We start from the raw sequence: 22,382 nt of genomic DNA, 5'->3' as shown, positions 1-22,382 counted from the left end.
TAGAAATAGTATAGATTTTTAACAAAGATTGAAATTTCACTATCTTTGCTACTTCAATTAGATAAAGAAATATGGAAAAATTTGCAGGGGCATTATTAGGATAATGGTTTTTCAATGATTTATATGTATAATAATACGCGGTGATTAATAAAAAATTATTTCAAGTATTGACAAATATTTTTTTTTAGCATAAAATACTCATATCACAATTTAATGGAGGAAAGCAAAGTGAAAATGAAAAAAGTTTTTTCTTCCCTAATGGCTTTAGGACTAGCAACAACCCTAACAGCTTGTGGAGGAAGTACAGATTCAGCAACCACTTCTACAGATAAGGAAGCTAAAACAGAAGATCAAGCAGCAGAAGAAACTACAGAAGAAAATGCTGAAGAAAATAAAGATGGCGAAGACGCAAACGAAGATAAAAAAGAAGATGATAAAACAGCAGAAAACGCTGAAGGCGAAGAAGATGCTGAAAACGCAGCAGAATTAGAAAACTTCGAAGCACAAACAAGCGATGACACCCTTGTAATAGGTAATGCGGAATTTTCAGGAGACTTTCTAATTGGATGGCAAAACTCTGCATATGACGTAATAATCAGAAAATTATTAGGTATTGAAGGAAGCAACGGATTCTCAACAATCGTACTTGATGAAAACGGAGAATTTATCACAAATACAGCAGTTCTTGAAGGTGAACCAGAAACAACAGATAACGAAGATGGATCAAAAACATTTACTTTCAAAATCAAACCAGGTCTAAAATGGTCAGATGGTAAAGAATTAACAGTAGATGACTATATCTTTGGATCTTTACTATTTACTCACCCAGAATTTATGCCTCTAACAGGATCAGTAAACCCAGGAGACCTATTTGGTAAAGGCTATGAAGCTTACCACTCTGGTGAATCAGATACATTTGATGCAGTAGAAAAAATTGATGATAATACATTCTCATATACAATTGCTGCAGAACAACTTCCATACTACTTTGAAAAAGCCCTAGCAGCTATAACAGCTTTCCCAATGCACGCAGTTACTGAAAACTTAGCATTGAGTGAAGATGGTAAAAAACTAGTAGCAAAAGATGGCTACACACCAAGTGAAGAAGAAGTTCAAAAATACAAAGACTCAGTTCAAGAACAAATTGATAGAGCAAATGAAGAATTTAAAGAAGTAGAAGAACCAGCACAAGATGCATCAGAAGAAGACAAAGCAGCTTATGAAGAAGCTAAAAAAGCTAATGATGAAAAAGTTGCAGGCCTTCAAGAAAAACTTGACGGTGATGTTGACCCAACAGAACAACTTATCGAACAAGCAATGCTAAATGTATATAACGAATACAGAACAGCTCCAAGTGTAGTTTCAGGACCATACAAATTTGACGAATACAACAACAATATGGTTAAACTTTCTCTAAACCCAGAATACCAAGGAAACTTCAAAGGGGAAAAAGCTACAATTCCAAATATCATTGTTCAATACGTAAACAATAATATAGCTGTTGACTTACTAGAAAATGGAGACATAGACGTATGGCAACAAGAAGGTGATGGTGGAAAAATCGATAAGATGAAAGCTGCAGCAGATGCAGGCAAAATCGGACTAAACACATTTGAAAGAAATGGTTACGGTTCACTTAACTTCTTAACAGACAGAGGAGCTACTCAATACAAAGAAGTACGTCAAGCTATCGCTCACCTAATGGATAGAAATACATTCGTTCAATCATTTGCAGGCGGTTACGGTGTAGTAACTAACGGTGCATATGGTCTAAGCCAATGGATGTACAAAGAACGTGGAGCTGACCTAGAAGGTAAATTAACAAACTACCAATTAAACATAGACACAGCTAACGAAGTACTAGACAACTCACCATATAAATTTGAAGCTGATGGAACAACACCTTGGGACCGTGCAAAAGCTGAAGAAGCATTTAACGCTGATGCAGAAGGATTTGACTACTACAGATATGATGAAAACGGTGAAAAACTTGTAGTAAATCAATTCGGTTCTGAAGAATCTCCAATCACAAGCTTAATGAACAGTCAATTACCAGTAAATGCTAAACAAGCAGGTATGGAATATAACATCCAAGCAGGATCATTCCCAACACTTCAAGAATACTATGTATTCCCAGAAGAAGATGCTAAATTTACAGCATTCTCAATGGCTCAAAACTTCTCAGACACATATGACCCATGGGCACAATACAACAAAGATGGTAATGACAACAAATCTAGAACAAACGATCCAAAAGCTGATGAATTGACAGTAAAACTTCGTCAAACACCATCAGATAAGAGAGAAGAATACCTAGATAATTGGGAAGAATTCCAACTTTGGTACAATGATTACCTACCACAAATCCCACTTTACTCAAACCTATACCACACAGGATATACAACAAGAGTTGAAGGATTTGATATTAATACACCAACATGGGGAATCGAAGACCAAATCAATGGTGTTACACTAAAATAGTCAAATAAATTATAAAACTAAATGAGCTCACATCTAGTGGGCTTTTTTAGTATTTATAAATAAATATTATCTTTAAATTAAAATTATTATTAATTTAAGTGTATAAATATATACTCGAAAATCCATTTATTTTTGCCTACAAAATGGCAATTTTTAGTGGTAATATAGGACTTTTTTATTTGACAAAATAAGTGCATTATATTAATATATTATTTATAAAAATTGTTATTTTGGAAGTTTATAATTTATTTTAACAAGGCCTAAAAAAGCTTAGATTTTAGCGCTTTAGTTAGTAAAATTTATGTAAAATTATTTAAAAATTTCTTTATATAACAATATAGAAAGGAAAGTTATGTTTCGTTATATAGTAAAAAGAATATTAAGCATGATTCCAACAGCTTTAATCATTTCTATAATGCTTTTTGCTTTTTCCAAAGCCATGCCTGGAGACCCTATCCAAGCTATGATGCCTCAAGGAACAGCTATGACCAAGGAACAAGAAGCTCAAATGTATAAAAATTTATCAGAACGTTATGGTCTTGATAAATCTTATCCTGAGCAATATGTAAGATGGTTAGGCAGAACCCTGCAAGGGGATTTGGGAGAATCACTTAGAGTAAAAAAACCAGTAACAGATCACTTAAGAGAACCACTTAGAAATACTATTTATCTAAATATAGGCTCTACTATTATTTCATTTTTGTTATCGATTTTAATTGGTATAAGGTCGGCCACCCACAGGGGCGGAGTTTTTGATAGGACCTTCCAGACCCTAACACTTATCGGTATGTCTATTCCTATATTCTTTATAGGCCTACTTTTGATTTATTTTTTTGCATTTAAATTAGGTTGGTTACCTCCAAATGGTATGCCTAGGGAAAACACCTTTGGCCAATGGGTAAGATATTTGACATTACCAACCATTGCCTTAACTGTAGGATCTCTTGCATCTTTATCAAGATATGTAAGAAACTCAATGCTAGATGCTCTAAATCAAGATTATATTAGAACAGCTAGATCTAAGGGTCTTAAAGAAAAAACAGTTATATACTCACACGCATTTAGAAATGCCCTTATCCCAGTAGTTACTGCTCTTACTTGGGCTGTACTTGGCATGTTTTCTGGTTCTGCAATTACAGAACGTATTTTTGCATACAGGGGAATAGGAAATGAGCTTATAACTGCAGTTATTGCCCAAGATTATAACGTAATTTTAGCTTTATCAATGTTTTATGCCATACTAACCCTTTTAGGCAACTTGATAATGGATATAGCCTATGCGCTAGTTGATCCAAGAGTTAAATTGGAAGCTTAAGAGGTGAAATCATGAATAAAACTTTTAATAAATCATTAAAGTCTTATGGTAAATTCTTAAAATCATATTTGCGTGCTGGTTTTACCTTTGCTAGTGATATTCCAAATACTGAAAATGAGCTAAGAAATCCAGAAGATGAAAGACTAGATGAAAATATAAGAGAAAATCTTAACAATCCAAATTCAAATGTTGGAGCTGGACCTGATCCATCAAACGAAAACAAGGACTTAAAAGAAGAAGCAATCCTTTCTCCAAGTAAGGTTGCAGTTAGAAACTTCTTTAGAAACCCACTTGGAGTTATTGGTTTAGTAATGTTTATTGCAATTATATTGCTAGTTTTTGTAGGAAGTGCAGTGCTTCCATTTAACCAATACTATTCCCAAGGTAACCTTACAAATGTTGCCCCAGGTGGAGCCTATATGAACTTTCCTAAAGAAATGGAAACTGAGGGTACAAAAAGAATTTCAATTGGTAATACCTTCGCAGTTGGACTTACAAATGAAGACAATGTTTATGTTTGGGGGTCTGATAATGAAGATAAGGTACTAACAGTTCCAGAAGAGGTAAAAAAATCTCTCCAAGGCAAAAAAGTAACTGATGTTGCAGCAGGAGATAGGCACGTTATCCTTGCAACCGATGATAATCAAATCTTAGGTTGGGGAAATAATTCCTTTGACCAAACAAAAATGCCTCCAATGCAAGAAAACCAAATCAAAACTGAGGGGGTAGAAAAAGTTGGAGCAGGTGTTCAATATTCAGTAGTACTTACAAAAGCAAAAAATCTTGTAGTTTGGGGATCAACCATGGCCAGCCGCCTAAATTTAATCCCATCTGATGTTCAAGGTAAGGTAGAAGATTTTGATACATCTCCAATCAATATGTTGGTTGCAAAAACTGACGGAACAATCCAACTTTTAGGTGTACTTGGTGCTGAAAACCAAACAACTATGCCAAAAGAACTTACAGATGGATCTGTCTTTGTAAAAAAAGTTGCCCTTACTAGCTCATCTGCAGCAGCCCTTGATGAAAATGGCAAACTTTATGTTTGGGGTCCAAGCAGGGCTGGTATTTCTGGAGACAATGTTCCAGAATTTGAAGCCCCAATTGTAGATATTCAAGGTGGAGATACAACATTTACTGCCTTAGATGAAAATGGCAAACTTTATACTTGGGGTAAGGATAATTATGGTGAATTAAATGCTCCAGAAGGAGAATTTGAACAAATATCTGCCTCATACTTTAACCAATATGCAGTAGATAAGGAAGGAAATATCAAAACCTGGGGTCTAAATGGATTTAGATTTGGTTCTGATGATCAAGGTCGTGATATCTTTACAAGATTAATCCACGGTGGTCGTATGACTATGGTTATTTCCCTAATTTCAACTGTAATCCAAGTTGTACTTGGTGTAATAATTGGTATGATTGCAGGTTTTGCAGGTGGACGAGTGGATAATATTTTAATGAGGATTTCTGAAATTATTTCATCATTCCCATTTTATCCAATGCTTATCTCACTTTCTGCCTTATTGCCACCAGGAGCTAGCCAAACCCAAAGAATAACCATGGTTATGGTGCTTTTAGGTTTACTAGGCTGGACTGGACTAGCACGTCTTGTGCGTGGACAAATCCTTGCAGAACGTGAACGTGATTACATTACAGCGGCCCGTGCCCTTGGTGTAAAAAATTCACAAATTATGATTAAGCATATCCTGCCAAATATCCTATCTATAGTAATTGTAAATGCTACCTTAGGTTATGCTGGCAACTTGCTAACAGAATCAGGTTTGTCATTCTTAGGTTTTGGTGTACAAGAGCCAACACCATCATGGGGTAATATGCTATCTGCTGCCCAAAGTTCAGAAGTATTAAATATTTACTGGTGGAGATGGGTCTTCCCAGCACTTGCAGTATTTTTAGTATCATTTTCTGTAAACTTAATGGGGGATGCAATTCGTGATGCAATTGACCCTAGAGCAAATGAGAGATAGAGGAAAAGAATGAGTTTATTAGAAATTAAGAAGCTTCACACATATTTTTCCACAAGAAAAGGCCTTATCAAAGCTGTAAATGGAGTGTCATTTACAGTTGATGAGGGAAAAACTTTAGGACTTGTTGGTGAGTCTGGTTCTGGTAAAAGTCAAACTGCCATGAGTATTTTGCAATTATTTGAACCAAACCAAAAAATATATGATGGTGAAATAATATATAAGGGTGAGGATTTAGTAAAATATAACAGAAGTCAAATGGAAAAAATCAGGGGAAATGAAATATCCATGATTTTCCAAGAGCCAATGAGCTCATTAAACCCTGTTTTTACAGTAGAAAGACAAATTTCAGAAGTTTTGATGCTTCATAGAAATATGAATAAAGAGCAAGCAGCAAAAAGAACTGAGGAACTATTAGCTTCTGTAAAAATCCCAAACCCACACATAGTAGCAAAACAATATCCATTTGAACTTTCAGGTGGGATGAACCAAAGGGTAATGATTGCTATGGCCCTAGCCTGCGAGCCAAAATTATTAATTGCAGATGAGCCAACAACAGCCCTTGATGTAACTATTCAAGCGCAAATTTTAAGATTGATGAATGATTTAAAACATAGGCTAAATACATCAATCCTATTTATAACCCACGACCTTGGAGTTATCAATCAAATGGCAGATGAAGTTGCGGTAATGTACTCAGGACAAATTGTAGAACAATCTCCAGTAGAATATATTTTCAAAAGAGATATTACAGACTACAACCATCCATACACAGTAGCCCTACTAAATTCTATCCCATCCATAACAAGTGATAAAAATCAAAGACTAGACATAATTCCTGGATCTGTACCACACCCATTAAATCTACCAAAGGGTTGCAAATTTGCAGACAGATGTAAATTTGCCACAGAAAAATGCGTAAACCAAATGCCAGAACTAGTTTCAGTTAATGAACACCAAAGAATTAGATGTCACTATCCAAATAGAAAGGAAAGAGAAGATGGAAAATACTAATGAAAAAAAGGTCTTATTTAAGATAAGACACCTTAAAAAATATTTCCCTCTTAAGAAAAAAGGTCTATTTAACAGAGGACCTAGTTCCTATGTTCATGCCAATGAATCAATTTCTATTGACATCTATGAAGGTGAAACTTTAGGTCTAGTAGGAGAGTCCGGATGTGGAAAATCTACCTTTGGTAGGACACTTTTACAAATTTATGACCAAACAGAGGGAACAACCCTTTATTACGGAAAAACTTTAGAAGATGTTGCACCAGCATACATGGGAACAATGATTAGTAATATCTCTAAACAATTCCCAACCTACAAAAATGCAAATGAAGAGCTAAATAACATCTATGCTGAGCTTGAAAATGCAGCTGATGATCAAGCACGTGCAGCAGCCAATGAAAAAGCAATGTTCAAACGTCGCGAAATCGAAGAAAAATACCTAAATATGATAAGAATAGCTGGTGGGCTTTTAGTATCTGATGACCTAGATAAGGTCCAAAGCCTATTAAATGACTATTACACAAGTCTTCGTGAGCGTGCAAAAGTTATTGCTGATATAGATGTATTTGAGCAAAAACTTCAAATGAGATCAAGAGAATGGGACGAATATTACAATAAACGTGATAATGACCCAAGATATAAGGAACTAATTGCAAAAAGATCCGAATTATCAAAAGTAGTTGGTGAAAAACATAACAACATCGAAGCGTATAGAGACACCCTAAAAGACAAAGAGGGCTTTGAAGAGCTTGAAAGTCAAAAAGACAATGGTATCGACCTTTCAAAGCTAAATGATGAAGAAATGCGTGAGATGAGAAAAGACCTACAAATGATTTTCCAAGACCCATATGGATCACTAGATACAAAGATGACAGTTGGAAATATCATAGGTGAAGGTGTCCTAGGCCATGATTTATTCAAATCAAGAAAAGATGAAGGATATAATGAATACATCCAAGAAACTATGGAAAAATGCGGACTTGCACCATATTTCTTGCACAGATATCCTCACCAATTCTCAGGTGGACAAAGACAAAGAATTGGTATTGCAAGAGCCCTAGCCCTAAAACCAAGCTTTATAGTTTGCGATGAGGCAGTATCTGCCCTTGACGTTTCAATCCAATCACAAATTATAAACCTACTTCAAGACTTAAAAGATCAAAACAATTTGACCTACCTATTTATAACCCACGACCTTTCAGTAGTAAAATATATATCTGACCGTATCGGGGTAATGTATCTAGGAGTTTTGGTAGAACTTGCAAACACAGAACAAATTTTCGACAATCCAATGCATCCATATACTCAAGCGCTTTTACAAGCAATTCCTAGAACAGATGTGGACCAAGGCCAAGAATTACAAACAATTGAGGGAGACATTCCTTCAGCAGTAAATCCTCCAAAAGGATGCCGTTTCCACACCAGATGCCAATATGCAATGGATATTTGTAAAACTTACCAACCACAACTAAAAGACTACGGCAATGGCCACTATGTAGCCTGCCACCTTATGGAAGTAAGTGAAGAAGAAAAACAAAGAGCTTTTGAAAAAAATCAGGCTTTAAGAAATAAAGAAGAGCACGACCTAGAAGAAATGAGCGCTCTATGAGAAAACCCATAGATATGTTTAGCGAAAAAAACGCAGATGAAATCTATGAAAAAGAAAACTTGTTAGATGAAAATAATCTTGAAAAAGATGACAAACTAGCAATGTTTTTAGCAGCAATAAGAGTATTTTTGCCAGGATTACTACTTGTAATAGGTCCACTTTTGCTGCTGGCTATACTTTTATAAGCTAGACGGGAATATCCCGTCTTTTTTTGTGCCACAAATTAGCTACCTTAAATTTCAATAAATATTATAAATAAAAAAACAAACGGGATATTTAGTTAATTAGACTAAATTTTATAAAATTTTTTGAAATATTTTACAAATAAGCCGGTAAACAATACAATATATTGTATAATGTATATGTAATTAGTTTCACATCATAATAAATATTTTTTAAATAGGAGAATATAGTATGAAAATAAAAAAAGTATTTGCCTTTGCACTAGCAACTAGCTTAGTATTGCCAGGAGTTTCTGCATTTGCAGATGACAATGACGACCTAGATGACAGATATGAAGCATACGAATTCGACGATGACGATGATGATTATTTAAATCGTGACGATGACGATGACGACAGAAAAAGAAGAACTGTTAGATTTAAGCCTGAGCAAAGGATTCGCCTAAGAGCTGCTATCGAAAATTGTAAAAAACAACTAGATTTTGCAGATAGAGTAGTTAGAGCTAATAAGAATAATCCAAGAGCAAAAAAATTAGCAAAATTAGTAGAAAATCAAAGGATAATCATCAGAAAACTTGAAAGACTTGTTGGATAACTAGGAAATAAGATTAAGTATAAATATTTTAACGGAATCTGCTTAAATTTTAGAATAGATTCCTTTTTTTAGTATAAAAGTTAAATTTTCTTAAATTTGTTATATAATTAATTATAGAATCAAACAAAAAGGAGGCGAATGTGTTTAGGATTAATAATTTTTTGGACAATGATGACATAATGATAACTGACCAGCAAGGGGCCTTTAGGGTAGCAGAATACAAAAGAGATTTGTCAGTAACTAAGGAAACTGCCCAAAAAGAATATTTTGCAGCTCAAATGGGAGTTAGGCTAAAGCAATTAATTTGTGATTTACAGGTAAATCCAGTAACTCTTCAACAAGGGGCTATGCAATGGATGGTTGGTGATGTAAATGCTGGTACAGGTATCAAGGGTGTGGGAGATTTCTTTAGCAAGAGTCTAAGATCATCTGTAACCAACGAATCAGCCATAAAACCAGAATACTACGGCTCAGGAATGGTAGTTTTAGAACCAACTTACAAATACATAGTCTTACTTGATGTTCAAAACTGGAATGGTGGATTGGTTTTAGAAGATGGATATTTCCTAGCCTGCGAATCATCCCTAGACCACAAGACAGTAGCCAGATCTTCAATTTCATCTGCAGTTGCTGGTGGAGAAGGATTGTTTAACCTAGGTTTATTTGGCGATGGAGTAGTAGCTTTAGAATCTCCAGTAGCAAGAAATGAGCTAATCGAAGTAGAATTAGAAGATGATGAGATAAGGATAGACGGATCTTTTGCTGTAGCCTGGTCTTCTTCACTAAAATTTACAGTAGAGCGAACAACAAGGTCACTAATTGGATCTGCTGCCAGTGGTGAAGGCTTTGTAAATGTTTACCGCGGCTCAGGAAAAGTTTTAATGGCACCAGTTGATTTATAAAAAAAATCGCTAAGGATAAAAACTTAGCGATTTTTATTTTTTAATTAAATATACCTATAAAGAAGTCACCTAGTAGGGCTGAGATTAAGAATGTTCCTATGATTAAAAAATAGAAACTATCACTCCCTTTACCCCAACTGACTTAAATGCTCCCCAGTCCTTACCGATTATAACACCCGCATAGGCTAGGATTGGTGTAATAATTGCGTTGATATTTAGATTATCCACACTTGTTATTACAAAATCAGATGTTGGTGAGATTGGGCTTGAAATAAGGATTGCAATAATTGAAATCCATAACAACCTCCATAAATAAACTATAATTAGATTATAGTTTTTGAAAATATATTGTTAAATATTTTAATTGAGAAAAAATATTAAAAAAATTATAAAAAAATAGGAAAACGATGTTTAGAATGAAATTTGCTGGGTATTATATTAATAAGAAAATATATTTTCAACTAGAAAGATAGGAGGATAGTCCAATGAAAAGTGAAGATTCACAGTTTGAACTCTACTTTAAGCCAGATTGTCCATTTAGTTTGAAGGTGTTAAATTTCTTTAAGGATAATAACATCGTCAAATACCCATCCTATAATATAGAAGATGCAACCTGCGGTGAGCAAAACGCTCGTAAATTAGAAGAAGTCGGAGGTAAGGTACAAGTACCATGTCTAGTTATAGATGGCAAAGCAATGTACGAATCTGACGATATAATTGAATACGCAAAAGAAAATCTTCTTTAATAAAAATATTAAATATTGAGATAAATATTAAGCTCCTCGCTTTGAAACTTTGAAAGAAAAAGTGAGTACCATCTCCAGTTTCAAAATTTGCTTTAAATACGAGTAGTTAAGGAAATTTACTTTTTAAATTAAACACTGAACCCAAGTTTTTAAGACTATTGGATAAGGATTTTTTAAAATCGCAAACCCAAGTAACAGTCAAGACGATTTTAAAATATCTATTTGAAAATAGTTTTATCGCAAACTTGGGTTTTTTATTTAAACATTTGCACAAAAAAACCAAGCCCCATGGCTTGGAATTTTTTTAGTCCATTACTTCATAATTTACATCATCGATTATTTCGCTTTTTTCCTTATCCATTACATAGTCAGGGATCATTTTGTTTGCAATGGCAAATAAGATTGTCATTACAAGGGCATCATCAAACCATCCTAAAAATGGAATTGCATCTACTACAATATCTGCAGGCATGACTGCATAGGCAATTGCAACTACTACTGCAATTTTTGCTGGGATTGGTGTATTTTTATTTTTTAAAGCATTGAAAAAAGCTGGAATTGATGTTCTAATTTTGTTAAATTTTGTCATTGAAACCCCTTTCTTAAAATAGGATTTAATAAAATTTATTTACACTTATATTATACTTGAATATTTTAAATGTCAAGTTAAAGAATGTAAAACTTAATAAAAAATATTATTTTTGGTATAATACTTTTAAGGAGTATATTATGGGATTTAGATTTAGAAAAAGTATAAATCTTGGCAAGGGATTTAGGATAAATATGAGTAAGTCTGGGCCAGGATTTTCTTGGGGAGGCAAGGGATTTCGCATAACCCGCACTGCAAATGGAAATATCAGAGGATCTGCTTATATACCAGGAACAGGGATTGGTTATCAAAAAGATTTTGGAAACCCTCATAAAAAGATTACAGGCAAAAAAAATACAAATACAACCAGCAAAAGTAAAACACAAAGTGCAAATACAAGAACTTTTGACAATGATTTGGCTAGTATCCACTCAGATGATATGAAAGATGTGCTTGCTGCAAGTAATAAAAACCGCACCAACACCTATATTGCCATTGGATTGATTGCAATCGGCATACTTCTTGCAATTATCAATCCACTTTTTGTTATTATTTCTGTCCTAGGAGTGATTTTTTGGCTATATAACAAAAATAATCAGACTATTAGACTTGATTATGAGATGAGCGAGGATGCAAAAAAAGAATTAGAAGTTACAAATAATTTACTAGAAGGCATTATGGAATCAGATGCTGTTTGGTTAGTGACAGAGGCAGAAGATTTGCCAGAATCAAGCGGAGCGGACATGAAAATTATCTCCCGCGAAAATATTTCGTATTTTAAGGGTAATGATCAGATAGAAACAAATGCCGAAACCTTTACTTTGGATGCTGGGCAATTAAAATTAATTTTCTTGCCAGATTCAGTATTTATCAAAAAGGGATCAAAAATGTCAGCCTTATCCTTTAATGAGATGGAAATAGACTTAGGAAAAATGATATTTTTAGAAGATCAAAATCTTCCAGCAGATGCGACAGTACTTGGCAAAACATATGAGCATACCAATAAAGACGGCAGTCCTGATAAGCGTTATAAGGAAAATCCACAAATAAATCTTGTAGAATATGGGTATTTGTCCCTTAAAAAAGCACCAGGATTTGATATTTTTATAGCATTTTCAGATACAGTTTTAGATGGAGAATAAATTAACAGTAGCTTAGCTGCTGTTTTTTATTTCTATTTTTATAAATATTCTGAATATACTTTCAATAAAAACTAAGGAAAACAGGAAAATGTTATCATATATTTGGAATATTGAAAGTAATTTCTATTTAACACTAATATATTGAAAATAAATTCAGACTGGTATATAGTTTTCTTAAATAGGAGGGCAAAATGACTGAAAGTAGAATCCAAAGCCTAAAGGGAAAATTGATAGTATCCTGCCAAGCCTTGCCAGACGAACCCCTTCATTCTTCTTTTATTATGGGGAGAATGGCAAAAGCGGCAAAACAAGGCGGAGCTAGCGGAATTAGGGCCAATACCCCAGATGATATAAAAGAAATCCAAAATCAAGTAGACTTACCAATTATAGGCATCATAAAAAAAGATTATGATGACTCAAAAGTTTACATAACTCCAACCATGGATGAGATTGATCAGCTTGTTGCAACAGGAGTTGAAATTATCGCCCTAGATGCAACAGAGGATTTAAGACCAAATGGCAAAAATATCGACGATTTTTATAAAGAAATCAAAGAAAAATACCCAGACCAATTGCTAATGGCAGATTGCTCCACAATAGCAGAGGCCATTCATGCGGATGAATTGGGATTTGATTTTGTAGGCACAACCTTAGTTGGTTACACTGACCAATCAAAGGGCCATAAAATCGAGGCAAATGACTTTGAAATTTTAAGGGAAATTATAAAAAATGTAAAAGCAAAGGTCATTGCCGAAGGAAATATAAATACCCCAGAAAAGGCAAAAAGAGTTATAGAACTAGGTGCTTATAGCGTCGTAGTTGGGTCAATCATTACTAGACCGCAAGTGATTACTAAAAATTTTGTTGACAAACTTGCAGAAAACTAAAAAAATAAAAATTTTAATAAGGAGGAAAACGTAATTATGAGAAATTTGGAAAAATACAAAGGTGTAATCCCAGCATTTTATGCTTGCTATGATGATAAGGGAAAGATTAGCCCAGAAAGAGTAAGAGAACTTACAAAGTATTTTATAGAAAAAGGTGTAAAGGGAGTTTATGTAAATGGCTCTTCTGGGGAGTGCATCTACCAAAGTGTTGAAGATAAGAAAATCGTTTTAGAAAATGTAATGAAAGAAGCAAAAGGAAAATTAACAGTAATTGCCCATGTTGCTTGCAATAATACAAAAGATTCTAAAGAGCTTGCTGCCCATGCAGAAAGTCTAGGAGTAGATGCAATTGCAGCCATTCCTCCAATTTATTTTAGACTGCCAGAATATGCCATTGCAGAATATTGGAATGATATTTCAGATGCTGCCCCAAATACAGATTTTGTAATCTACAATATCCCACAACTTGCAGGAGTAGCTCTAACACCAAGTTTATTTGCTGAAATGAGAAAAAATCCTCGTGTAATCGGTGTAAAAAACTCATCTATGCCTGTCCAAGACATCCAAATCTTTAAGCAAGATGCAGGGGAAGATTATATAATTTTTAATGGTCCAGATGAACAATTTATCTCAGGAAGATTAATCGGAGCTGAAGCAGGTATCGGTGGAACTTATGGAGTGATGCCAGAATTATTCTTAAAAATGGATGAGCATTTTAAAAATGGAAATTTAGAGTTAGCTCAAAAAATCCAATATGACATAAATGCAATAATTTATAAAATGGTATCAGGCCATGGCAATATGTATGCGGTTATCAAAGCTATATTAAGAGAAAATGAGGATTTAGATATAGGATCTGTTAGAAAACCACTACCAGCATTAATAGCTGAAGATGAAAAAATAGTAAAAGAAGCGGCATCTATGATAAGAGATGCAAAAGACAAATACTTGTCTAACTAGGAGAAAAGTATGAAGGGTTTTACAACAATTGACTTAATAATACTTATAGTTTACCTAGGGGCAGTGCTTTTTGCAGGGCTTAGATTTTCTAAAAAGAAAATGGAAGGTAAGGAATATTTTAGAGGAGATGGGTCTATTCCTTGGTGGGTAACATCTGTTTCTATCTTTGCAACCTTACTTAGTCCTATTTCCTTTTTATCACTTGCAGGAAACTCCTATGCGGGCACATGGATTATGTGGTTTGCCCAATTGGGAATGCTAATTGCCATACCATTTACCATAAAATACTTTTTGCCAATTTATGCTAAACTTGACATAGATACAGCCTATGAGTATCTAGAAATAAGATACAAATCTAAAGGGCTTAGAGTCCTTGGGGCAATTATGTTTATCATTTATCAAATTGGTAGGATGTCTATCATTATGTATCTGCCATGTATGGTTTTATCTAGCCTTATGGGAATAAATGTAGATATTTTAATCATAATTATGGGTGTTATAGCAATTATTTATTCCTATACAGGTGGTTTAAAATCTGTATTATGGACAGACTTTATCCAAGGATCTGTTTTATTAATTGGTGTTACTTTTGGTTTAATCTACCTAATTAGCAATATCAATGGTGGTTTGGGAGCCATCAACCACGAACTATTTACAAATCACAAGTTTCTAGCAGTAGATCAGCCAATTTTTGATGCAAATATACTTAGAGATAGTGTATTTTTATTAATTGTTGGGGCTGGTATAAATACAATTGGTTCCTATGTTTCAAGCCAGGATATTGTACAAAGATTTACTACAACAAATGATTCAAAACAACTAAGAAAAATGATGATTGGTAATGGTTGCTTATCAATTTTTATTGCTACTGTGTTTTACCTAATAGGTACAGGACTTTATGTATTTTACCAAGTACAAGGCAATCCACTACCACCAAATGCCCAACAAGACCAAATATTTGCTTCATGGATAGCCTATGAATTGCCCGTTGGTGTAACAGGTATCTTACTTGCAGCAATATATGCAGCAGCCCAATCCACCCTTTCAACAGGACTAAACTCAGTTGCTTCAAGCTGGGCTTTAGATATCCAGTCCACCCTAAATAAAAAAGAAATGACCTTTGAAAAACAAACCAAAATTGGCCAAAGAGTTTCATTAGTCGTTGGGATTTTTGCAATAATTGTATCCATAATGTTAGCCCACGGTGGAGTAAAATCAGCCTACGAATGGTTTAACGGATTTATGGGACTAGTTTTAGGAATCCTAGTTGGTATATTTATCCTAGGTGCCTTTACAAAAGTTGCCAACAAATTTGGAGCAAGCCTTGCCTTTGCCGTAGCAGCACTAGTTATGGTCTATATAAAATATTTTGTAGACCCAGCAAAAGTTTCCTTCTGGTCATACTCAATTATTTCTATTGGGGTATCACTTGTAGTTGGAGTAATTGGATCTATGATTTATAATAAGGTAAAGGGAATTAAGGATATACCACCAATAAATTCCACAGTATATAATCAAGAGTAGGAGAAAATTATGATTTTTGGAAACATAACAAATTTAGAAGAATATGAATATTTAGAAGACAAAATCAAAGCTTGCTTTGACTATTACAAAGAAAATGATATGGAAAATATGGAGGCAGGCATCTATAAGATTAATGGAGATGAATTTTTTGTAAATATAGTTGAATATGATACAACAACAGTAGAAAATAGATTTTGGGAAGCCCATAAAGAATATTTAGACCTGCACCTAATGCTTTTAGGAGAAGAAAGAATAGATTTAAACTTCTTAAAAGACATGGATCTTGGTGAATATGATGCAGAAAAAGATTTTCAAGCAGCTGAGGGAGAAAGAAATTCTTCGGTAGATCTAAAGGTGGGAGACTTTTTAGTTTGCTATCCAAATGATGTCCACATGACAGCCTTGCAAATAACTGATCCAGTATACACCAAAAAAGCAATATTTAAAATTAAAATTTAATTAAGAATTTAAGGCATAAGGCAAAATACTTATGCCTTTTTGTAAATTTAAAAATAGGAGCATATATGAAAAAATATATCAGCATAGATATAGGTGGGACTTTTATAAAATACGGGCTTATAGATGAAGATGGCCAAATTTTAGAAAAAAACGAATTAGCCACAGAAGCCAGCAAGGGTGGAGAACAAATTTTAGAAAAAGTTTTAAGAATTGTGAGCAACTATAAAGATAAAACTGAAGTAGAAGGTGTTGCTATATCAACAGCCGGCATGGTTGATACAAAAAATGGATCTATCCGCTACGCATCAGACCTTATCCCAGGCTATACTGGCATAAATTTTAAAAAGCCAATCAAAGAAAAATTTGATTTGCCATGCCATGTAGAAAATGATGTAAACTGCGCGGGTCTAGCCGAATACAAGGCAGGTGCCGGAAAAAATAGTAAAATCGCCCTAATCCTTACAATTGGAACAGGTATAGGCGGTTGTGCAATAATAAATGGCGAACTTTACCATGGGGTCAATGGATCTGCTATGGAAATAGGTTACATAAATATGGAAAATAGCACATTTGAGACACTTGGTTCTGCAAAAATTTTGGTAGAAAAGGTCGCAAATTTAAAGGGAGATAGTCCAGAAAATTGGGATGGCAAAAAAATATTTGAACTAGCCAAAAATGGCGATGAAATCTGTATAAAAGCCATAGATGAAATGTGCGAAGTCCTAGCAATTGGAATATCAAATATAGTTTATGTCCTAAATCCAGATACAGTTATCCTAGGTGGGGGCATCATGGCTCAAGAAGAATATTTATACGAAAAATTAGATAAAAACCTAGAAAAATACTTAGAAAAACCCCTTTACGATTGTCTTAGCCTAAAATTTGCCAAAAAACAAAATGCAGCTGGAATGCTAGGAGCATTTTACAATTTTCAAAACAAAGAGGCCAGAAACTAGGAATCTGCTATGGCCTATTATGTAAAATCAGTTATAGAAATCATAGAATCAAATTACGAAAACTTCACAGCTACAGAAAAAAATATTGCCGATTTTTTCATCCATAATGACAAAAAAGGAAATTTTTCTGCCAAAAAATTAGCTGACCAGCTTTTTGTATCAGAAGCTTCTCTTTCAAGATTTGCCCAAAAATGTGGATTTAGGGGATATAGAGAATTTATCTACCAATATAGGCAAAATTTTGTTGAAAAAAATGACGAAATCACAGATAATGTCAGCCAGGTCCTAAAAACCTACCAAGAACTTTTAAATAAAACCTATTCTCTAATAGATGAAAACCAGCTAAAAAGGGTGGTTAGCTATATGAATGCCTCCCAAAAAGTTTTCGTTTGTGGCAAGGGTTCATCAGGACTTGCGGCAAATGAGATGGAGATGCGTTTTATGAGAATAGGGGTAAATATCGACTCAATAACAGATTCCGACCATATGAAAATGAGGGCGGTTTTTCACAATGAAAACAATCTGGTAATTTGCCTAAGCATCAGTGGAGAGACCAAGGAAGTTTTGTATTTTCTAAAAGAAGCCCACAATAAAAATGCAAAAACAGTTTTGATTACATCTCAAAATAGGGAAGAAATAAAGAAATATTGTGATGAATTGGTTTTAGTTCCATCGCTTAAACACCTAAACTATGGAAATGTAATCAGCCCCCAATTTCCCCTATCAATTATGGTTGACATCTTGTATACTTTTTTTGTAAATGAAGATAAAAATCTCAAAGAAAAAATGCACGGTGATACCATCAAGGCCTTGGGCAAAGGAGATTTTAAAGAAAATAGCAAATAAAAAAATCATTCCGATTTGGGAATGATTTTTATTTTGCAAAATTATAAATTTACTTCTTGGTAGTTGATTTTTTTCCTAAAATCATTTGGATTTATGGAATAGATTTTTTTGAAATTCCTGTAAAAAGTTTTGGTTGTATTAAAACCTACCTTGTAGGCGATTACTGACACCAAATCATCGCTTTGCAAAAGCAGCCTTGCAGCATTTATCACTCTCATGTAGTTTATATAATCATCAAAAGTCTTGTCTACATAAAATTTCAGAGACTTATTCAAGGAATTTTGATTAATATCAAATTTTTTGCAAATCTGGTCTATATCCAAGTCATTGTAATAATTTTTCACTAGATAATTGATGATGTCAGCCATTTCTAGATAATCTATGACCTGGTCGCCATTTTCAATGGTGTGGTAGGAATTTTTGTAGTCCTTAGAATTTAATCCTGTTTTGGACTTAAAAAATTTGGAAAGGTGGGAGGCATCCTTAAATCCTAAGATGACAGATAACTCTTCTAGGTTATTTTCAGAAAAATTTAGGTAGCCCATTAGTTTTGTAAGTTTCATCAAGGATGTGAGATTTGTAAAAGATAGGCCAGTTTCTTCCTTGATGTACTTTGAAATATTTGACTCTGATAGGTAAAAAATATGGGCTAAATCTGCTAAGGTCAGTTTTTCCTCCAAATGAGCCCAAATATAGTGGAAAATTTCTATTTTGTTATACTTTTGGAGTTTTTTTTTACCATGACCTGCTGATTTTTCAAATAAAATTGCAAGTTCCATTATTTTGATGCAGATCATTTGTTTGGCATAGGCCTTGCCATTTTTAAAGGCATGAAGCTCCTGATTTAGGGTTTTTATAATGGATTCTACAGTTTTTCGGTCATCTTCATCTAAGATTACATAGGCATTTTCTGTGATAGAATTTGTAATTTGCATGGCTGATCCAAACATTTGGTTGGTTTTTTTTAGGAAAATATTTATAAGTTCTATGTCAAAAACCGCTACATCAAGCTCTATTGGATCCATAACTTCCATAATTTGTGTGTAATACCATGGCAAAATCCCCACAAGCATGCCTTCTTTTAGGGTGTAGTTTTCACCTTGTATATTAAAATCAGCCTCGCCCTTTTTGATATACCAAAATCTAGCGTTGGTATGAAGGAGGGGATCGGTAGAATTTGCACATATTTCATGGCCCATGTCTATTAAAACTGCTTGGCTTAAATCAGTTTGAAAATAATTTGATTCATCCTGGATGTTGGTCTGATTTTTTATATTAATCCCTCCCTTCTAACATTTCTTTCTATATATTATATCACATTTTCATAGATTAAAGTACAAAATCATTGGGTTTGAAAGCTTTTATCAAAAATATTTAATAAATACTTAAAATAACTTACAAGGCGATTATGAAAACATTTACCCTAACTTTACAATTTTTTTGAAGAAATATGTCCTATATCAAAAAATGATTGTGATATAATTTTATCAAGATGATGGTTTGTAAATATTTATAATTCATATCGAACTTATAAGAAAGAGGAGAAAATTATGATAGAAACATTATCACATTTCACAGAGTGGTTATGGGGATGGCCTTTATTAGTTTTACTAATTGGTGGTGGTCTATTAATTAGTATTAGAACAGGATTTTTCCAATTAAGACATTTCCATTATATTTTAAGTCAAACTGCTGGAAAGATGTTTTCCAAAGACAACCAAGGAGATGGAACTGTTTCAGCTTTCCAAGCTATGACAACAGCCCTTGCTTCATCAATTGGTGCTGCAAATATAGTAGTTGCACCTACAATAATTTTTGTGGCAGGTCCTGGTTCTATATTTTGGATGTGGATTGCTGCAATAATTGGACAGGCTACAAAATTCTCAGAAGTAGCTCTTTCTATCAAATATAGAGAGCTAAATTCAGAAGGAGAATACGTTGGTGGATGTTCATACATGCTTAAAAATGGACTAAAAGGTAATCTTGGTAAAATCCTAGGTTCACTTGCAGCATTTTTCTTTATGTTAGAAATCCTTCCATCAATCACTCTTCAAACATTATCAGCTGTAAATCCAATTCAAAGTGTATTTAGACCACTTAATGTAAACGAAGATATTGCTAAAAAAATCGCTATTATCGCTATATTTATTCTTGTATCTGTAGTTGTATTTGGTGGGGTAAAACAAATTGGTAAAGTAACTGAAAAACTTGTTCCTATAATGGCAGCAATATACATTATATTCGGCATTATCATAGTAATTATGCATATTGGTGATATTCCAGCAGCATTTGGTTATATATTCAAAGGTGCATTTGATCCTAAGGCTGTTATGGGTGGTGTAAGTGGTATTGCACTTTCAAAAGTAATTTCTCAAGGTGTTGCCCGTGGTGTTTATTCTAATGAATCTGGTATGGGTTCTGCAGGTTATGGACACGCTGCAGCAACAACAGACCACCCAGCTAGACAAGGTCTATGGGGAGTATTTGAAGTATTTGCTGATACTATAGTAGTTTGTACAATTTCTGCCTTAGTAGTAATCTTAACAGGAACATGGAAGCCAGGTATGAGTGAATCTGAAATGTCAGCAGTAAGATCAATTGCTGTAGAAAGATCATTCAATACATTATTTGGTCAATTAGGATCAGTAATTATCTCTACCTGCCTATTCTTATTTGTACTTTCAACAATCATAGTAATCGTATTTTACTGTGAAAAACAAGCTGAGTATTTATTTGGTACAAAAGTGGGTAAGATAATGAGGGTCGTTGCTTCTCTTATGATCCTTTTGGCTTTATTTGTTACATTTGATAAAGCAGGAGTATTCCTTGACTTCACATTAGGTCTTGTAGTAATACCTAATATGATAGGACTGATAAAGATGAGCGGAGAAATAAAAGAAATTACTGATGAATTCTTTAAAGGTCCAGATTATTATCTATTAGATACTGGAAAAACTGATAAAGCGAAGACAGTTTCAAAAGTAAACATGAATACAAATACAACAAATGTAGATAAAAACAAAGAAAAGAATGTAGAAAGTGAAACAATGACTTTTGAATCTGATAAAGATTTAAAAGAAAAGAATGATTAATAAATAAAAATATTTACAAATCATCGAAAACTGTAGGAGGCAATATGAAATCAATAGTAGTAGCACTAGGTGGAAATGCCCTAGGAAATAGCCCAAAAGAACAACTTGAAGCTGTAAAAGGTTCATCAAAATCAATTGCAGACATCATAGAATCATATGACAAGGTAGCAGTAGTACATGGAAATGGACCACAAGTAGGAGTAATTAATCTTGCTCTATCACTTGCAGCAAAAGAAGACTCAACAATACCAGAATTCCCATTAGTGGAATGTGTAGCAATGAGCCAAGGCTATATAGGATACCACCTACAACAAGCTATCGAAAATGAATTAGCATCTCGTAATATAGACAAAAAAGTAGCAACAGTAGTAACACAAGTTGAAGTAGATCCAAAAGACCCAGCCTTTGAAAATCCAACAAAACCAATAGGTAACTTCTACACAGAAGAAGAAGCAGATGCAATTAGCAAAAAAGATGGATACACATTCAAAGAAGACGCAGGTCGTGGATTTAGAAGAGTAGTACCAAGTCCAAAACCACAAAGCATAGTAGAACTATCAACAGTGACAAACCACCTAGACAATGATGGTGTAGTAATCACAGGTGGTGGTGGCGGAATCCCAGTTCTAAATGAAAATGGCGAACTAAAAGGGGTAGACGCAGTAATCGATAAAGACTTTGTAGCAAGCAGAATATCATCAGATATCGGTGCAGATACACTACTAATACTTACAGCAGTAGACTCAGTATATATCAACTTTGGTAAAGAAAACCAAGAAGAACTTCGTGAAATCACAGTAAGTGAGATAAAAAAACACATCGAAGATAACCAATTCCACGCTGGATCTATGCTACCAAAAGTAGAAGCTTGTATCAAATTTATCGAAGAAAATCCAGAAGGAACAGCAATCATTACATCTCTAGAAAAAGCAGCATATGCCCTATCAGGAGAAGTAGGAACAAAAATCATAAACGGCTAAGCCACCCTTGATTAAAAGCAAAATAGCTGGGTAAGAAAATAAAGGTAACACGCTTATAAAATGCAAAAACAAGCATTTTGTAATATATATTGGTAATATTTTAGAAAGTATAAAGGAG

The 22,382-nt window shown here is 33.9% G+C and carries 21 protein-coding genes; 18 read left to right on the top strand and 3 right to left on the bottom strand.

What is annotated here, in order from left to right:
• Window positions 1–234: 234 nt before the first annotated feature.
• The 8 genes from ACF3NF_RS04415 (at window position 235) to ACF3NF_RS04380 (ending at window position 10,083) form a co-directional block, all read left to right on the top strand.
• A complete protein-coding gene (locus tag ACF3NF_RS04415; protein ID WP_394022342.1) occupies window positions 235–2,481 on the top strand; it encodes an ABC transporter substrate-binding protein in 2,247 nt (748 codons plus the stop codon).
• 352 nt (window positions 2,482–2,833) lie between these two features.
• Window positions 2,834–3,796 carry an ABC transporter permease gene (locus ACF3NF_RS04410; RefSeq protein ID WP_394022341.1) on the top strand — a complete coding sequence of 321 codons (963 nt, stop codon included), beginning with the start codon at window positions 2,834–2,836 and terminating at the stop codon, window positions 3,794–3,796.
• 11 nt (window positions 3,797–3,807) lie between these two features.
• Window positions 3,808–5,787 carry an ABC transporter permease subunit gene (locus tag ACF3NF_RS04405; protein ID WP_394022340.1) on the top strand — a complete coding sequence of 660 codons (1,980 nt, stop codon included), beginning with the start codon at window positions 3,808–3,810 and terminating at the stop codon, window positions 5,785–5,787.
• A gap of 9 nt (window positions 5,788–5,796) precedes the next feature.
• Window positions 5,797–6,798, top strand: a complete 1,002-nt coding sequence (locus tag ACF3NF_RS04400) for an ABC transporter ATP-binding protein (RefSeq protein WP_394022339.1) — start codon at window positions 5,797–5,799, stop codon at window positions 6,796–6,798.
• Entirely contained in the window at window positions 6,785–8,404 is a 1,620-nt protein-coding gene (locus ACF3NF_RS04395; protein ID WP_394022338.1) for an ABC transporter ATP-binding protein, read from the top strand. The genes ACF3NF_RS04400 and ACF3NF_RS04395 overlap by 14 nt, the downstream gene beginning before the upstream one ends.
• Window positions 8,401–8,589: a hypothetical protein gene (locus tag ACF3NF_RS04390; protein ID WP_394022337.1), complete on the top strand. Its 189-nt coding sequence runs from the start codon at window positions 8,401–8,403 to the stop codon at window positions 8,587–8,589. Before ACF3NF_RS04395 ends, ACF3NF_RS04390 begins: the two co-directional genes overlap by 4 nt.
• A 229-nt stretch (window positions 8,590–8,818) precedes the next feature.
• On the top strand, window positions 8,819–9,181 hold the full coding sequence (locus ACF3NF_RS04385) for a hypothetical protein (RefSeq protein WP_394022336.1): 363 nt from the start codon (window positions 8,819–8,821) through the stop codon (window positions 9,179–9,181).
• 140 nt (window positions 9,182–9,321) lie between these two features.
• Complete coding sequence (locus ACF3NF_RS04380) at window positions 9,322–10,083, top strand: AIM24 family protein (RefSeq protein WP_394022335.1); 762 nt, start codon at window positions 9,322–9,324, stop codon at window positions 10,081–10,083.
• Window positions 10,084–10,185: 102 nt separating this feature from the next.
• On the opposite strand, the gene ACF3NF_RS04375 is transcribed toward ACF3NF_RS04380, so the two are convergent.
• A complete protein-coding gene (locus tag ACF3NF_RS04375; RefSeq protein ID WP_394022334.1) occupies window positions 10,186–10,386 on the bottom strand; it encodes a hypothetical protein in 201 nt (66 codons plus the stop codon).
• A 182-nt stretch (window positions 10,387–10,568) separates the two neighbouring features.
• Here ACF3NF_RS04375 and ACF3NF_RS04370 point away from each other — a divergent pair, with 182 nt between their 5' ends.
• Window positions 10,569–10,829, top strand: a complete 261-nt coding sequence (locus tag ACF3NF_RS04370) for a glutaredoxin family protein (RefSeq protein WP_394022333.1) — start codon at window positions 10,569–10,571, stop codon at window positions 10,827–10,829.
• Window positions 10,830–11,133: 304 nt separating this feature from the next.
• Here the strand turns inward: ACF3NF_RS04370 and ACF3NF_RS04365 are convergent, their stop codons facing one another.
• A complete protein-coding gene (locus ACF3NF_RS04365) occupies window positions 11,134–11,418 on the bottom strand; it encodes a YkvA family protein (protein WP_394022332.1) in 285 nt (94 codons plus the stop codon).
• Window positions 11,419–11,558: 140 nt separating this feature from the next.
• Here ACF3NF_RS04365 and ACF3NF_RS04360 point away from each other — a divergent pair, with 140 nt between their 5' ends.
• The 7 genes from ACF3NF_RS04360 to ACF3NF_RS04330 all read left to right on the top strand — a co-directional run bounded on the left by ACF3NF_RS04360 (window position 11,559) and on the right by ACF3NF_RS04330 (window position 18,192).
• Window positions 11,559–12,560 carry a DUF4236 domain-containing protein gene (locus ACF3NF_RS04360; RefSeq protein ID WP_394022331.1) on the top strand — a complete coding sequence of 334 codons (1,002 nt, stop codon included), beginning with the start codon at window positions 11,559–11,561 and terminating at the stop codon, window positions 12,558–12,560.
• A 191-nt stretch (window positions 12,561–12,751) separates the two neighbouring features.
• The gene (locus tag ACF3NF_RS04355) at window positions 12,752–13,447 is read left to right on the top strand and encodes an N-acetylmannosamine-6-phosphate 2-epimerase (protein WP_394022330.1); all 696 of its coding nucleotides are present in this window, start codon (window positions 12,752–12,754) and stop codon (window positions 13,445–13,447) included.
• 36 nt (window positions 13,448–13,483) lie between these two features.
• A complete protein-coding gene (locus ACF3NF_RS04350; RefSeq protein WP_394022329.1) occupies window positions 13,484–14,407 on the top strand; it encodes a dihydrodipicolinate synthase family protein in 924 nt (307 codons plus the stop codon).
• A gap of 9 nt (window positions 14,408–14,416) precedes the next feature.
• A complete protein-coding gene (locus tag ACF3NF_RS04345; protein WP_394022328.1) occupies window positions 14,417–15,931 on the top strand; it encodes a sodium:solute symporter family protein in 1,515 nt (504 codons plus the stop codon).
• Between the two features lie 9 nt (window positions 15,932–15,940).
• Complete coding sequence (locus tag ACF3NF_RS04340) at window positions 15,941–16,390, top strand: YhcH/YjgK/YiaL family protein (RefSeq protein WP_394022327.1); 450 nt, start codon at window positions 15,941–15,943, stop codon at window positions 16,388–16,390.
• Between the two features lie 65 nt (window positions 16,391–16,455).
• Window positions 16,456–17,346 carry an ROK family protein gene (locus ACF3NF_RS04335; protein WP_394022326.1) on the top strand — a complete coding sequence of 297 codons (891 nt, stop codon included), beginning with the start codon at window positions 16,456–16,458 and terminating at the stop codon, window positions 17,344–17,346.
• A gap of 9 nt (window positions 17,347–17,355) precedes the next feature.
• A complete protein-coding gene (locus ACF3NF_RS04330; protein ID WP_394022325.1) occupies window positions 17,356–18,192 on the top strand; it encodes a MurR/RpiR family transcriptional regulator in 837 nt (278 codons plus the stop codon).
• A 41-nt stretch (window positions 18,193–18,233) separates the two neighbouring features.
• Here ACF3NF_RS04330 and ACF3NF_RS04325 read toward each other — a convergent pair whose 3' ends face one another.
• The gene (locus ACF3NF_RS04325) at window positions 18,234–19,391 is read right to left on the bottom strand and encodes a helix-turn-helix transcriptional regulator (RefSeq protein WP_394022324.1); all 1,158 of its coding nucleotides are present in this window, start codon (window positions 19,389–19,391) and stop codon (window positions 18,234–18,236) included.
• A 351-nt stretch (window positions 19,392–19,742) separates the two neighbouring features.
• Here ACF3NF_RS04325 and ACF3NF_RS04320 point away from each other — a divergent pair, with 351 nt between their 5' ends.
• Both ACF3NF_RS04320 and arcC read left to right on the top strand, forming a co-directional pair.
• On the top strand, window positions 19,743–21,284 hold the full coding sequence (locus tag ACF3NF_RS04320; protein ID WP_394022323.1) for an alanine/glycine:cation symporter family protein: 1,542 nt from the start codon (window positions 19,743–19,745) through the stop codon (window positions 21,282–21,284).
• Window positions 21,285–21,328: 44 nt separating this feature from the next.
• On the top strand, window positions 21,329–22,264 hold the full coding sequence (gene arcC / locus ACF3NF_RS04315) for a carbamate kinase (protein WP_394022322.1): 936 nt from the start codon (window positions 21,329–21,331) through the stop codon (window positions 22,262–22,264).
• Window positions 22,265–22,382 lie beyond the last annotated feature (118 nt).

It is taken from the genome of Anaerococcus martiniensis (assembly GCF_043187485.1).
Taxonomy (GTDB): domain Bacteria; phylum Bacillota; class Clostridia; order Tissierellales; family Peptoniphilaceae; genus Anaerococcus; species Anaerococcus martiniensis.
Note: the sequence above shows the minus strand (reverse complement) of the source record. Positions and strands in the feature narration are given on the sequence as shown.

What these genes read in the sequence shown, in the direction of transcription:
- ACF3NF_RS04415 (WP_394022342.1), top strand. Translation starts at nt 235, where the DNA reads ATGAAAAAAGTTTTTTCTTCCCTAATGGCTTTAGGACTAGCAACAACC.
- ACF3NF_RS04410 (WP_394022341.1), top strand. Translation starts at nt 2,834, where the DNA reads ATGTTTCGTTATATAGTAAAAAGAATATTAAGCATGATTCCAACAGCT.
- ACF3NF_RS04405 (WP_394022340.1), top strand. Translation starts at nt 3,808, where the DNA reads ATGAATAAAACTTTTAATAAATCATTAAAGTCTTATGGTAAATTCTTA.
- ACF3NF_RS04400 (WP_394022339.1), top strand. Translation starts at nt 5,797, where the DNA reads ATGAGTTTATTAGAAATTAAGAAGCTTCACACATATTTTTCCACAAGA.
- ACF3NF_RS04395 (WP_394022338.1), top strand. Translation starts at nt 6,785, where the DNA reads ATGGAAAATACTAATGAAAAAAAGGTCTTATTTAAGATAAGACACCTT.
- ACF3NF_RS04390 (WP_394022337.1), top strand. Translation starts at nt 8,401, where the DNA reads ATGAGAAAACCCATAGATATGTTTAGCGAAAAAAACGCAGATGAAATC.
- ACF3NF_RS04385 (WP_394022336.1), top strand. Translation starts at nt 8,819, where the DNA reads ATGAAAATAAAAAAAGTATTTGCCTTTGCACTAGCAACTAGCTTAGTA.
- ACF3NF_RS04370 (WP_394022333.1), top strand. Translation starts at nt 10,569, where the DNA reads ATGAAAAGTGAAGATTCACAGTTTGAACTCTACTTTAAGCCAGATTGT.
- ACF3NF_RS04365 (WP_394022332.1), bottom strand. Translation starts at nt 11,418, where the DNA reads ATGACAAAATTTAACAAAATTAGAACATCAATTCCAGCTTTTTTCAAT.
- ACF3NF_RS04360 (WP_394022331.1), top strand. Translation starts at nt 11,559, where the DNA reads ATGGGATTTAGATTTAGAAAAAGTATAAATCTTGGCAAGGGATTTAGG.
- ACF3NF_RS04355 (WP_394022330.1), top strand. Translation starts at nt 12,752, where the DNA reads ATGACTGAAAGTAGAATCCAAAGCCTAAAGGGAAAATTGATAGTATCC.
- ACF3NF_RS04350 (WP_394022329.1), top strand. Translation starts at nt 13,484, where the DNA reads ATGAGAAATTTGGAAAAATACAAAGGTGTAATCCCAGCATTTTATGCT.
- ACF3NF_RS04345 (WP_394022328.1), top strand. Translation starts at nt 14,417, where the DNA reads ATGAAGGGTTTTACAACAATTGACTTAATAATACTTATAGTTTACCTA.
- ACF3NF_RS04340 (WP_394022327.1), top strand. Translation starts at nt 15,941, where the DNA reads ATGATTTTTGGAAACATAACAAATTTAGAAGAATATGAATATTTAGAA.
- ACF3NF_RS04335 (WP_394022326.1), top strand. Translation starts at nt 16,456, where the DNA reads ATGAAAAAATATATCAGCATAGATATAGGTGGGACTTTTATAAAATAC.
- ACF3NF_RS04330 (WP_394022325.1), top strand. Translation starts at nt 17,356, where the DNA reads ATGGCCTATTATGTAAAATCAGTTATAGAAATCATAGAATCAAATTAC.
- ACF3NF_RS04325 (WP_394022324.1), bottom strand. Translation starts at nt 19,391, where the DNA reads ATGGGCCATGAAATATGTGCAAATTCTACCGATCCCCTCCTTCATACC.
- ACF3NF_RS04320 (WP_394022323.1), top strand. Translation starts at nt 19,743, where the DNA reads ATGATAGAAACATTATCACATTTCACAGAGTGGTTATGGGGATGGCCT.
- arcC (WP_394022322.1), top strand. Translation starts at nt 21,329, where the DNA reads ATGAAATCAATAGTAGTAGCACTAGGTGGAAATGCCCTAGGAAATAGC.